General features: G+C 37.7%; 13 protein-coding genes. 4 read left to right on the top strand and 9 right to left on the bottom strand.

What is annotated here, in order from left to right:
• Window position 1: 1 nt before the first annotated feature.
• Window positions 2-625 carry a tetracycline resistance transcriptional repressor TetR(H) gene (gene tetR(H), locus AB4J89_RS09680; protein ID WP_368469053.1) on the bottom strand — a complete coding sequence of 208 codons (624 nt, stop codon included), beginning with the start codon at window positions 623-625 and terminating at the stop codon, window positions 2-4.
• 92 nt (window positions 626-717) lie between these two features.
• On the opposite strand from tetR(H), the gene tet(H) reads away from it, so the two are divergent.
• A complete protein-coding gene (gene tet(H), locus AB4J89_RS09675) occupies window positions 718-1,920 on the top strand; it encodes a tetracycline efflux MFS transporter Tet(H) (protein ID WP_088494606.1) in 1,203 nt (400 codons plus the stop codon).
• A gap of 75 nt (window positions 1,921-1,995) precedes the next feature.
• On the opposite strand, the gene AB4J89_RS09670 is transcribed toward tet(H), so the two are convergent.
• From AB4J89_RS09670 to AB4J89_RS09635, 8 genes are all read right to left on the bottom strand, one after another.
• Window positions 1,996-2,763: a class I SAM-dependent methyltransferase gene (locus tag AB4J89_RS09670; RefSeq protein ID WP_088494605.1), complete on the bottom strand. Its 768-nt coding sequence runs from the start codon at window positions 2,761-2,763 to the stop codon at window positions 1,996-1,998.
• A gap of 91 nt (window positions 2,764-2,854) precedes the next feature.
• Complete coding sequence (locus AB4J89_RS09665; RefSeq protein ID WP_088494604.1) at window positions 2,855-4,477, bottom strand: ABC transporter substrate-binding protein; 1,623 nt, start codon at window positions 4,475-4,477, stop codon at window positions 2,855-2,857.
• 27 nt (window positions 4,478-4,504) lie between these two features.
• The gene (locus tag AB4J89_RS09660; RefSeq protein ID WP_368469050.1) at window positions 4,505-5,437 is read right to left on the bottom strand and encodes an oligopeptide/dipeptide ABC transporter ATP-binding protein; all 933 of its coding nucleotides are present in this window, start codon (window positions 5,435-5,437) and stop codon (window positions 4,505-4,507) included.
• Between the two features lies 1 nt (window position 5,438).
• Window positions 5,439-6,233 carry an ABC transporter ATP-binding protein gene (locus AB4J89_RS09655; RefSeq protein WP_088494602.1) on the bottom strand — a complete coding sequence of 265 codons (795 nt, stop codon included), beginning with the start codon at window positions 6,231-6,233 and terminating at the stop codon, window positions 5,439-5,441.
• Between the two features lies 1 nt (window position 6,234).
• Window positions 6,235-7,095 carry an ABC transporter permease gene (locus tag AB4J89_RS09650; RefSeq protein ID WP_194951207.1) on the bottom strand — a complete coding sequence of 287 codons (861 nt, stop codon included), beginning with the start codon at window positions 7,093-7,095 and terminating at the stop codon, window positions 6,235-6,237.
• 5 nt (window positions 7,096-7,100) lie between these two features.
• On the bottom strand, window positions 7,101-8,036 hold the full coding sequence (locus AB4J89_RS09645; RefSeq protein ID WP_088494600.1) for an ABC transporter permease: 936 nt from the start codon (window positions 8,034-8,036) through the stop codon (window positions 7,101-7,103).
• A gap of 428 nt (window positions 8,037-8,464) precedes the next feature.
• The gene (locus AB4J89_RS09640) at window positions 8,465-8,824 is read right to left on the bottom strand and encodes a hypothetical protein (protein ID WP_088494599.1); all 360 of its coding nucleotides are present in this window, start codon (window positions 8,822-8,824) and stop codon (window positions 8,465-8,467) included.
• A gap of 74 nt (window positions 8,825-8,898) precedes the next feature.
• Window positions 8,899-9,201, bottom strand: a complete 303-nt coding sequence (locus tag AB4J89_RS09635; protein ID WP_088494598.1) for a phage holin family protein — start codon at window positions 9,199-9,201, stop codon at window positions 8,899-8,901.
• A gap of 577 nt (window positions 9,202-9,778) precedes the next feature.
• Here AB4J89_RS09635 and AB4J89_RS09630 point away from each other — a divergent pair.
• From AB4J89_RS09630 to dhaL, 3 genes are all read left to right on the top strand, one after another.
• Complete coding sequence (locus AB4J89_RS09630) at window positions 9,779-10,039, top strand: ogr/Delta-like zinc finger family protein (protein ID WP_023582814.1); 261 nt, start codon at window positions 9,779-9,781, stop codon at window positions 10,037-10,039.
• A gap of 273 nt (window positions 10,040-10,312) precedes the next feature.
• Window positions 10,313-11,377, top strand: a complete 1,065-nt coding sequence (dhaK, locus tag AB4J89_RS09625) for a dihydroxyacetone kinase subunit DhaK (RefSeq protein ID WP_368469047.1) — start codon at window positions 10,313-10,315, stop codon at window positions 11,375-11,377.
• A 30-nt stretch (window positions 11,378-11,407) separates the two neighbouring features.
• Window positions 11,408-12,040, top strand: a complete 633-nt coding sequence (gene dhaL / locus AB4J89_RS09620) for a dihydroxyacetone kinase subunit DhaL (RefSeq protein ID WP_368469045.1) — start codon at window positions 11,408-11,410, stop codon at window positions 12,038-12,040.
• The last annotated feature ends 26 nt before the right edge of the window (window positions 12,041-12,066 follow it).

Here is a 12,066-nt window from a genome sequence, read left to right as displayed (position 1 = left end):
TTTAATGAGTGCTCTTTAATACCGTTTCAAGTCCAGAGATCATCACATCAAGGACAAACAAAAATGCAGCATCACCATTATCACTATCCATAATTGCAACGGCTTGGGTTAATAATGGCGGATAGGCAACAGCATCCGTCTCTGCTTTTTCACGCTCTTTTTGGCTTTCTTGATGCTCTTGAGTTTCCAGTACAGAACCTAATGTGAAATGCGCAATAGAGCTCAATGCATACACGGCTTGAGATAGACTAAACCCTGCATCACACAAAAATTGTAGTTGCTGTTCTGATGTCTCAAATTGGCTTTCAGATGGGCGTGTTCCTGCATGAATTTTGCCACCATCACGATACATTAATAAGGCTTGGCGAAAGCTTTTCGCGTTATTTCGTAAAAAATCCTGCCATGTTTCATTCGGCAATGGCAAAACATGATGATGGTGCTTTTGCAAAATAGTTTCTGCTAATGCGTCTAACAAAGCACGTTTATTTTTCACATGCCAATAAAGCGTGGGTTGTTCCACTCCTATTTTTTGTGCCAACTTACGCGTTGTTAATCCTTCAATACCAACTTCATTAAGTAAAATCAACGCATTATCAATAACTTGTTCTTTATCTAGCTTTGCCATTACCTACCTCAGAATAAAATAGCCTTGACAATCTATCACTGATAGAGATATTTTACACCCACTCTATCACTGATAGATTTTTTAGGATCTCAATGAATAAATCAATTATTATTATACTGCTGATCACCGTATTAGATGCCATTGGCATCGGGCTTATCATGCCAGTACTCCCTACGCTATTAAATGAATTTGTCAGTGAAAACATACTGGCAACCCATTACGGTGTGCTATTAGCGCTCTATGCTACCATGCAGGTTATTTTTGCACCTATTCTAGGACGACTGTCTGATAAATACGGTAGAAAACCCATCTTGTTATTTTCCCTTTTAGGCGCGGCACTTGACTACCTTTTAATGGCATTCTCAACCACACTTTGGATGCTCTATATTGGGCGCATCATTGCGGGGATCACTGGCGCAACAGGTGCCGTATGTGCATCAGCGATGAGCGATGTGACTCCTGCTAAAAATCGAACTCGCTATTTTGGTTTCTTAGGTGGCGCTTTTGGTGTCGGCCTTATTATTGGTCCAATGCTAGGGGGATTATTAGGTGAAATCAGTGCTCATACGCCATTTATCTTTGCCGCTATTTCACACTCAATATTATTAATCCTCTCTTTGCTCTTTTTCCGTGAAACGCAAAAAAGAACAGCGCTTGTTGCCAATAGCACGCCTGAAAACCAAACTGCATCAAATTCAGTCACTGGTTTTATTAGAAAAAGTCTCTACTTTTGGTTAGCCACCTATTTTATTATCCAGCTTATCGGGCAAATTCCTGCCACCATCTGGGTACTGTTTACACAATACCGCTTTGATTGGAATACAACCTCTGTCGGCATGTCCTTGGCTACTCTGGGTATATTACATATTTTCTTTCAAGCGGTTGTCGCCGGAAAATTAGCGCAAAAATGGGGCGAAAAAACCACTATTATGATCAGTATGTCTATTGATATGATGGGCTGTTTATTATTAGCGTGGATAGGTCAAGTTTGGGTTATCTTGCCAGCATTAATTTGCTTAGCGGCTGGAGGTATGGGACAACCCGCTTTACAAGGCTATTTATCAAAATCTGTCGATGATAATGCACAGGGGAAATTACAAGGTACACTTGTGAGCCTAACCAATATTACTGGAATTATTGGTCCACTTTTATTTGCTTTTATTTATAGTTATAGCATCGCTTATTGGGATGGTCTGTTATGGCTGATGGGGGCAATATTTTATGCCATGTTGCTTATTACTGCTTATTTTCACCAAAGAAAAGCAACACCTGAAACTGTTATTTCAGCATCTTAATATTAAAAAATTACAAAGATCATAAAAGTCCTATCCACTCTTAATCGTGTAGATAGGACTTTATTTTTATCGCTATTAATAAGTCACTTTTACCCAAGGCTTACTTGCTGCAATCATAAACATCGGTGTTGAGCGATAAAGCACTTTACGCTTTTCGTCATACACTCGCTCATTAATATTGGTTAAACAAGTCAACTCTGAATAACCGAGAGTAACTAGTGTCTCAAGATCCCATTGAGGTCTAATTTTTTGACACATCGGCATACTTTTACGGTAATCGAGCATTGCATCGCTATATCCTGCTGGCTTTTCATTAAACAGTGCAGTATATGCTTCAATATCTTCACTATTTTTCTGATTTAAGCCGTCATCAAATAAATAGCGATTCCAGTTAGCATCAAAAATCAGTGTTCTTGCTCCCGGTTTTAAGACTCGTAACCACTCTTTATAACCTTGTTTGGCATCTAATAACGTCCATGCCACATTACGGCTAATCACCAAATCAAAATGATCATCAGGGAAAGGTAAAGAGTGGCTATCGCCTTGCATTACATCGACATCAACTTGGTAAGTTTCAAAGTTTTTCTTAGCGACATCAACCATCGCATCAGTGCAATCTATTGCCGTTACTTTGTGCCCTGCTTTCGCCATAATAATAGAGAAAAAACCAGGCCCTGTTCCCACATCCAGTACCTTTAATGTACCTTGTTGACCACAATATTCATGAATAATATTCAGCCACGCTTCTCGTTGGAAACCGTTTAATTCTAATTGGATCAAATTACTGTAATTCTCAGCTCCCTCTGTCCAATTTTTTAATAATTTATCTTTTGAGTCCTGCATAACAAAACCTACCAGTAAGTAAACTAAAATAAATAAGCAAAATCACGGCGCGACTAAGATCTGATATAGCTAGCAAAGAGCGCCGTAGAGACTATTTTTCAGATGTATGAGGTACAGTGAGTTTTTCCCATGCAACAGGCGCGTAGTTATTTACACCCACTTCAAAATTAGCCACCTTCTTAGGATTAATGGCAAAGTTTGTCACAGGATGATAAACCGGTGCGGTGATCGCCTCTTCACTAATAAAGGTCATAATGCCGTCATAACCTTTTTGGCGATCTTCTTCGTTTAATGTCGCTAAAGTTTTATAAATCATCGCCGAGAGATTTTCGTCATACCATGCTTTAGCTTGCTGATTATTAGCTTGAATATCGTAGATCTCTAGCATAGAGCTATGAGGCATCCATGAATCTGAAGCCGTGCGCATTAAAGCCATATCAAAATCTTTTGATTCTAAAGTAGATTGGGTATAACCATTACGATCGAGTATTTTTAAATTAACTTGAATACCTGTTTGCGCTAATTCTGCTTGAATAAATTCGGCAAGGGTTTTCCATTCAGGAAATTCGTCTGTTGTTAGCAAGAAAGAAAAAGCCAAAGGCTTACCTTCTTTTTCAAAAATTCCTTGGGCATTTTTGCTATATCCAGCCTCAATTAATAATGCCTGCGCTTTATCTTTATCACCCGCTAATGTGGTGTTATTTTTTGCATTTGCATAAGGCACACCAGATTGATACATTCCGGTCGCTTCTTTACCAATATGATTAAAGAGATCTTCCGCAATGCTTTTTTTATCAATGGCGTAATTAATCGCTTGGCGAATACGCTTGTCTTGTAATTCAGGTGTACGTTGGTTAAATGCAATAAAGTGGGAACTTAATGTATCAGCGGTAAATGTTTCAAATTTCTTATCTTGTTCTAGTTCCTGAATATTTCCCATCGGGATTTTACCAATCAGATCACCGCCAATAATATCTACCTCACCACTTTGTAAGGCAAAAACACGCGCCTGACCATCAGGAACAACTTTAAAGATAATGCGATCTAACTTTGGTTTTTCACCCCAATAGTAAGGATTTGGCACCAGCGTAAAGCTTTTATCTTTTTCATAACTTTCTAGCATCCAAGGACCCGTTCCGACAGGTTTAGTAAAGGTTTTACCGTCTTCACCTAACGATGCGGGGCTTAAAAAACGTACAGGTCGAGGATAAGTCATTTCCATTAAAATAGGATAAGAAGGATTTTTATAAGTAATACGCACAGTGTATTTATCAATGGCTTCCATTGAATCTACTAATGTTGCGGTAATTTGGCTATAACGAGGATTATTCACCCAACGTTTTAAGTTAAAAATAACCGCATCGGCATCAAACGGAGTGCCATCAGAAAACTTCACATTTTCGCGCAGTTTAAAAGTATAGGTTTTACCATCTTCTGAGATATCCCAACTAGTTGCTAATGTTGGAATAATCTGACCTTCGCCGCCATCTTCTGTTAGGCCGTCATAAATCATCTTAAAGACAAAATGAGGGCCATTATAACTGGCAGCATCAAGCATATTCATCGCACCATCACGATAAATAGCCACGACAACTTCTTTTTTCTGTTCAATTTGAGTGGTGTTTTCTGTTGGTTTTTCATCATTACAGCCTGTTAATGCCGTTATTGAAAGAAAGCCAACTAATAAAGTACGGTGTATTAATTGTTTAAACATATTTTTTCTCTTTCTATCTTATTGTTATCAATTGATTATTTGATGACATGCAACCCAATGATCAGAGGCAATTTCTATCAAAGGAGGATTTTGTTGCTTACAGATATCTTGTCGATTTACACAACGATGGTAATAAGGGCATCCTGTGAGTGTTTTAGGTGCATCGGTGTAAATTTGTTGTTTAAAAGGCGTGCGTTGTGAAGGATGAGTCGGTAATACGGCAGATAATAAAGTCTGACTATATGGGTGTTGAACACGGTTATCCATTTTAGGAATAACTTCAACAATATGACCAAGATACATCACAATAATACGATCACTGACAAAGTTAACCGCAGAAATATCATGAGAAATAAACAAATAGGTCAGTTGTAATGTCTTTTTAAGGGTATTAATTAACGTAAGGATTTGCTGTTTTAAAGCAAAATCAATACTCGAAACAATCTCATCACACACCACAAATTCAGGCTCAAGCACGAGTGCTCTTGCAATACCAATCCGTTGTTTTTGTCCACCGGATAACGCATCAGAATGTCTTGATAAAAAAGAGCTATCTAAACCGACTAACTCTAATGTTTTACTGATCAGTTGCTGACGCCCTTGGCGAGTAAGGTGTTTATAATTAATTAATGGCTCAGCAATAATTTGTTCTACGGTAAAATAAGGATTAAAAGCATCTGCACTGGCTTGAAAGATCATCTGCATATTTTGGCGAATTTGGCGCATCTGTTTAAAACTAAAATCTGTGATCGCCTGTTTTGAAAACGTAATAACGCCCTCATCACTTTGTTCTAATTTCAGTAATAATTTGCCAAGCGTGGTTTTCCCACATCCAGATTCCCCAACAACACCTAACGTTTCACCTCGATAAATACAAAATGAGGCATTGGCAACCGCACAGGTTGTAACGCCATTTTTTTTATAATATTTAGACAGGTTTTTGACTTCGACTAATGGCATCTTATTCCCCCTGCTTTATTGTTGAAAATAAACGCTGGGTATATTCATGTTGAGGCTCATCAAAAAGTTGAGTCACACTTCCCGAACTCACAATATTGCCCTGATACATCACATAAACGTTGTCTGCCATTTGCGCCACAATACCCAGATCGTGCGTGATCAACAAAATGGCGATCCCCAATGATTTCAAACGATCAATTTCATATAAAATAGCCGCTTGCGTTGTGAGATCTAAAGACGCTGTCGGTTCGTCAGCGATAACAACTTGCGCCTCTGATAACAGCCCCATACCTACCATAATGCGCTGACACATACCGCCACTTAGCTCAAATGGGTACTTATTTAACAACTCATCTGCATGGCTTAATCCAAGGCGAGATAAAATATCTTTATATCGTTGTCGCTTTTCTGTTTTCGATTTTTTTCGCCATAAAGGGGATAACGATTCGGCAAAATGCTTTTCTATTTTGATGGTAGGATTTAATGCACTTCTTGGCTCTTGGAAAATCATGGCAATTTTCTGCCCACGAATATTTCGCCACTGCCTTTCACTTTTATTTGAAATCACATCACCAGATAACATGATTTCACCCGAAATAACCTTTCCGGGCTTATCCACTAAATTCATTAAAGAGAGTGCCGTAGCTGATTTACCACTTCCCGATCCTCCAATTAATGCCGTTATTTTTCCGGCATAGAGATCAAGATCGATATTATTTACCGCTACAAACTCACTTTTTTGTTGTTGGAAAACGGTCGTCAGCCCTTTGACGGATAAAACAGGTTTAGAGCACATCTTAAATCTCCTCCTGTTTTTTTAAATCTAAGGCTTTGGCGTTGTTTTGTAAGACATCATTTAATCCTTCACCAATCATATTTAGCGCCCACACTGACAGCATAATGGCAAGTGCAGGATAGATAATCATCATCGGATATTGCGTCATATATTGTCGGCTATCACTGAGCATCACTCCCCAATCTGCAATAGGTGGTTGTGAGCCTAAACCGATAAATGAAAATGCCGCAACATGCGTAATAACCGCCGCAATACGTAATGTGGCGAGAACAATAATAGATGACATGGCATTAGGAATAATGTGATGAAATATAATACGGCGATGAGGTGAACCGACAGAGATAGCCGCTTGAATAAAATCTTTCTCTTTTAATGCAATAACAGAGCCACGAATAATACGGGCAAAAGGTGCCCACCAAAGGGTAATAAATACCAATAGGATCGTCATTAAACTGGGACCTGTGATCCCAATCGCCGCCAATGCCAATAAACTGGATGGAAATGTTGATGCGATATCAACAAGACGCATAATCAAGTTATCGGTTTTGCCTCCTACATATCCCGCTAAAATTCCCAATGGAATACCAATACTAAGCATTAATGCAGTGGCAAGTACCGCTGTCGAAAGGCTGGTGCGGACCCCATAAATTAATCGTGAAAAGACACAACGGCCTAGCTGATCCGTTCCTAATGGATAATCAACGCTAGCACTCATCAGTTTTAATTTAACGTTAGTCAAATAAGGATCATGAGGGGCTAAATAAGGAGCAAAAACACCTAAAATAATGAGAAAGAGGATGATCACCACGCCAGTCATTGCTAAACGTTGTTGTAAAAATCGCTGCAAAAAATTTGGCTGCATGGTTATCACTCCATCATTATTTTAGGATCGATAAACACATACAACACGTCTATCAAAAGGTTAATAACAATGTAGGTTACCGCCACAACAACGATATATCCTTGAATAACAGGCAAATCTTTAAGGCGAATACTGTCTACGGCAAATTTGCCAATACCGTTCCATGAAAAAATGGTTTCACAAGCAAATTGCCCGCCTAACAACTTACCAAAATTCACGCCAATTAACGTAATACAAGGCAAAACGGCATTTTTTAAACCATGACGAAAAAGTGCTGCTGTTTTGCCTAAACCTCTTGCTCTGGCTGCTCGAATATAATCGGTATAACTCACTTCAATTAAGTTATTACGTAAAATACGGGTATACATAGCTGCATACCCTGCACTGAGCGTTAAGGCGGGTAAGAGAATATTTTGCATACTGTCGCCTGCAATCACTGGCGCAAGATGTAATTGGATCGCAAAGATATACAGTAATAACAATCCGAGACAAAAATCAGGTAAGGTCGCTGCAACCGTGGTTAAAAAACGAATGCCGTGGTCAATCGGTGTATCTTTAAAACGCACAGAAACTAACGCGATAGGGACACATAAAATAATGGCAAATAACGTCGAAACCAACGCCAATTTTAACGTTGCAGGAAATCTATCCATAATTTCTTGGCTAACAGGTAAACCGGATTGAATCGATGTACCAAAATCACCTTGTAAGGTGTGTGCCAACCAACTTAAATATTGAATATACAGAGGTCTATCTAATCCCAGTTCTGTTCGCACCGCAGCAATACTGTCCGGTGTTGGAATGATCCCTTTGCTTCGTAAAGTAATTTCAGCAATATCACCCGCTGAAATATGGCTTAATATAAATGCCAAAATACTGACAATAATAAGCATAGGAACAACTTGGATAAGTCGTTTAAAAATAAAGCGTTTAAAGTTCATTTTGATGATTTATTATAATGATAAATTTGGCGTCTAATAACTTAAAGCCAAATTATAGAGATTAATCTTTGATGAACTATTGATATAACACGTTATTTATTCAATTTCTTTAGCTAAATAAAAAATAACTTTTTTATTTTATATATATTCTAAAGATAAATATTTATATTTTTAAAACAGTTATAAACAAAATTATATTTGGAATTTTAGAAATAATAACAGTTTATTTAGATTTTGTTTATATGATTTAAAATCAATTAGTTACAAAACTAAAAGGAAGATAAAAATAAATAGAATTGCTTTAATAAAAAATAAAATGAATGTTTACTTTATTTAACATCAGAATAATCTTTTAGATTACATGGGCAATCGACACAAAAGGCACAAATTAATAAAATTTAAAAACAGAAATACATTACCAATGCTTATTAATAAACAGAAATATTTCCTAAATAAGCACTTCTCACTTCACATCGTGTGTTATTAAATACCGTAATAAAATCTGCATTAAGACAGTGGTTTTCAAAATCTGCCTTTGCTATTTCTTGATTGTGTTGATATTGCAATAAAGGAAAAAATGATTTTATTTCTGATACATGATCCAGACAACTATCGGAAGGAAAAAGTTGAAGATCAAGACAAGCATCCATGTTTGCTTGATCTTCGATTAGCGTTATTAACATCCGTTGTTTTAACACTATATTGTCTCGATGCCATCCTTGAGCAATCCAACCCAAACTAAACGCCAGTAGTGCAATCCATGCATATAACGCTTGTGTGTTGAACATGACCTAACTCCTTAGCCATTCGAGACAAAACTGACTTTATCGACTTTTATTATGATGAAAACGTGTTGCACTTTTTACTTGGTATCATCTTTTTCTTTCCCTGAAAAAAATTGACTACCTCGTTTACGTAACCAGATTTCGACTAACTGATAACCCACAATACCGAGCGCTGAGCCAATTCCCATTACTGCGACAGAATCAATTCCAGGCCATAAAATAAGCAGTGCGCCAGCAACAACAGAAACCGCAGAGCCTAAAATAATTTTGCCGATAAACAATCTTAATGTAATGGTTTCATTCGCAACGAGCATCTTCCCTAATGCAATAAAAGCGCCCACTATTACTAACGATATCAATGTGCTGTCATATTCATCCATGAATACACCTCATCTCTGATTACACTTTTTTAACCGTAAAAAGAACCCTCACCTCCCAACATTCATCAGATAATCTGTAAAGAATTAGCAGTAAACCACGACCCTGTGTAACTGAATAAATTCCCGATTGAGATAACGTAAGTTCCTTTTATTTCAACTACGCGCAACATCCATTTGCGATAAACAACAGGCGATTCAGTTATATTACTGCTAACTTCCTTGTTAACTTGTAATAGACATCCTTGTCTATTGCTTTCTACTTACACTGAAAATCAACAAAAAGAATAAACAACAAATTCAATATCTTGCTTATCTCCGTATCATTTAACGTGAAGCTATTATCTACAAAGTTTGTATTTCAGGCTAGTAAGTTTGTTCGGTTAACGTCGGTTATCAGAGCTTATCCGACAATAACCGAACTATTCACATCAATCAAAACAAATAAACTTGTTTTAAACATCTTTAAATAACCTTAAAACAAAGATTTATATAAAAAAACAATAAATAGGCTGGTTATAATACAAATTTCAGCTAATATAGAAGCTATCTGATAGCCTTTAGCAAAGAGAAAAGCGATATGCGTGTCTTAACTATTTTTTGTCCTGAGTGCGGTGAAAAAGCGCTTATAAAGAAAAGTAATCGTAAACACAAAGAGTTATCCGATCTCTATTGTGCTTGTCGTGATCCTGAATGCGGGCATACCTTTGTTTTAAACCTCACGTTTAGTCATACCCTTATGCCAAGTGCAAAAAACAAAGATACGTTGTTATTAGATGTGATTAAAAACCTTTCTCCAGAACAGAGAGAGAAAGCACTCACTCTTTTGCAAGGTATGTAACCATCACCAACTGACACTCTCTTTTTCATTTATTTTTATGATCTTGCTCCCATTCTGACAGGTTATTTGACTAACCTATTCTTATAGAAAGATAAATGATGTAGATTCATTTTTAAGCTAAATAAAAATAATTCTTATGTTTTAAATAAAACAAACACCGCTTATTGATGCCGTGTTTGCCAATCCTTTAATAAATAATTTGTCAGCCACCCAAACCAGAAACCCTATTTCTGGTTTGAAGACTAAACACAAATTTCAAATGGAGCATTTAAGATGAAAAAGCTGATTAATCGAGTTGATGATGTGTTATCTGAACAACTACAAGGCTTTGCAAAAGCCCATCCTGAAATCAAACTTCATCCCTCCTCTTTTTATGTCACGCGAAAAGATGCTCCAGTAAAAGGTAAAGTTGCTCTATTGTCCGGCGGTGGTAGCGGACATGAACCGATGCATGCAGGTTTTGTGGGTAAAGGAATGCTTGATGGTGCATGTCCGGGTGAAATATTTACGTCACCAACACCTGATAAAATGTATGACTGCGCCAAAGCCATTGATAGCGGTGAAGGTGTTTTAATGATCGTGAAAAACTACACCGGCGATGTGCTGAATTTTGAAACGGCAACAGAACTGCTTCATGACGATGGTGTAAAAATCGCAACGGTATTAGTTGATGATGATGTAGCAGTAAAAGATAGCTTATATACCGCAGGACGTCGTGGTGTCGCCAATACCGTATTAATTGAAAAACTACTGGGTGCGGCAGCTGAAAGAGGCGACTCTCTTGATGAACTAGTTAAATTAGGTCATCACATTAATAACAATGGTTTTTCTATCGGTGTTGCCTTGGAAGCTTGTACAGTTCCTGCTGCGGGAAAACCCTCTTTTACTTTACCTGAAAATGAAATGGAGTTTGGCGTCGGTATTCACGGTGAACCAGGTATTGATCGTCGTAAATTTACATCCCTGAATGATACTGTTGATGCCATGTTTAATACTTTAATTGAAAATGGCCACTATCAACGTGTGATCCGCAATTGGGATCGTGAAAACGGCACTTGGATCGATGAAAATCAGGAAAAACAGCCTTTAAAATCTGGCGATCGTGTCATTGCTTTAGTTAATAACTTAGGTGCCACACCACAATCTGAGCTTTATGGTGTTTATAACCGTTTAACCCAATGCTGTGAAAAATTTGGCTTAACCATCGAACGTTCTTTAATTGGTTCTTATTGTACTTCGCTCGATATGTCAGGGATCTCCATTACGTTATTAAAAGTGGATAACGAATTATTGACCTTATGGGATGCTCCAGTAAATACACCTGCGATGGTGAAATAAGTCTTTAATAACAAGAAAAAGGAACAAGAAATGGCTTTAACTCACGCTCAAATTACTCTTTGGTTACAACAATGCGCACTACTGTTTGAACAAAATAGTGATTATTTAACGGATTTAGATCGTGAAATTGGTGATGCTGACCACGGTTTAAATATGAACCGTGGCTTTAGAAAAGTGCAGGAAAAATTACCTGAATTTGAAGGGCAAGATATTGGTACCATCCTTAAAACCACAGGCATGACATTGCTCTCAAATATTGGCGGAGCAAGTGGTCCTCTATTTGGCACCTTCTTTATTCGTGCCGCCAAACCCACGGCTTCATTGCAAAATCTAGAACTTAATCAACTCGTTGAAATGGTAACAGAAGGTGTAGAAGGCATTGTAAGTCGAGGAAAAGCAGAGCCAAATGACAAAACCATGTGTGATGTTTGGTGGCCAGTGGTTGAGTCATTAAAGCAATCTAATGAACAACATCTTTCTATTAAAGAAGCCCTCAACCAAGCACAAATTGTCGCCGAAAAAGCCGCTGAAGACACTATTCCGATGCAAGCTCGAAAAGGAAGAGCAAGCTACTTAGGTGAGCGCAGTATCGGACATAAAGATCCCGGCAGTGCTTCTGTGGTACTGATGATACAAGCTCTTGCAAATAGCATTAATGCATAACTGACCAAGAAACCGATACAAGCAAC

Source organism: Proteus sp. STS61-E, from assembly GCF_040932335.1.
GTDB lineage: Bacteria > Pseudomonadota > Gammaproteobacteria > Enterobacterales > Enterobacteriaceae > Proteus > Proteus mirabilis_B.
This window is presented reverse-complemented; position numbering and strand designations above follow the sequence as displayed.

Bases quoted from the DNA above. Each gene is read 5' to 3' on its own strand.
- AB4J89_RS09670 (WP_088494605.1), bottom strand. From the start codon at position 2,763: ATGCAGGACTCAAAAGATAAATTATTAAAAAATTGGACAGAGGGAGCT.
- AB4J89_RS09665 (WP_088494604.1), bottom strand. From the start codon at position 4,477: ATGTTTAAACAATTAATACACCGTACTTTATTAGTTGGCTTTCTTTCA.
- AB4J89_RS09660 (WP_368469050.1), bottom strand. From the start codon at position 5,437: ATGCCATTAGTCGAAGTCAAAAACCTGTCTAAATATTATAAAAAAAAT.
- AB4J89_RS09655 (WP_088494602.1), bottom strand. From the start codon at position 6,233: ATGTGCTCTAAACCTGTTTTATCCGTCAAAGGGCTGACGACCGTTTTC.
- AB4J89_RS09650 (WP_194951207.1), bottom strand. From the start codon at position 7,095: ATGCAGCCAAATTTTTTGCAGCGATTTTTACAACAACGTTTAGCAATG.
- AB4J89_RS09645 (WP_088494600.1), bottom strand. From the start codon at position 8,036: ATGAACTTTAAACGCTTTATTTTTAAACGACTTATCCAAGTTGTTCCT.
- AB4J89_RS09640 (WP_088494599.1), bottom strand. From the start codon at position 8,824: ATGTTCAACACACAAGCGTTATATGCATGGATTGCACTACTGGCGTTT.
- AB4J89_RS09635 (WP_088494598.1), bottom strand. From the start codon at position 9,201: ATGGATGAATATGACAGCACATTGATATCGTTAGTAATAGTGGGCGCT.
- AB4J89_RS09630 (WP_023582814.1), top strand. From the start codon at position 9,779: ATGCGTGTCTTAACTATTTTTTGTCCTGAGTGCGGTGAAAAAGCGCTT.
- dhaK (WP_368469047.1), top strand. From the start codon at position 10,313: ATGAAAAAGCTGATTAATCGAGTTGATGATGTGTTATCTGAACAACTA.
- dhaL (WP_368469045.1), top strand. From the start codon at position 11,408: ATGGCTTTAACTCACGCTCAAATTACTCTTTGGTTACAACAATGCGCA.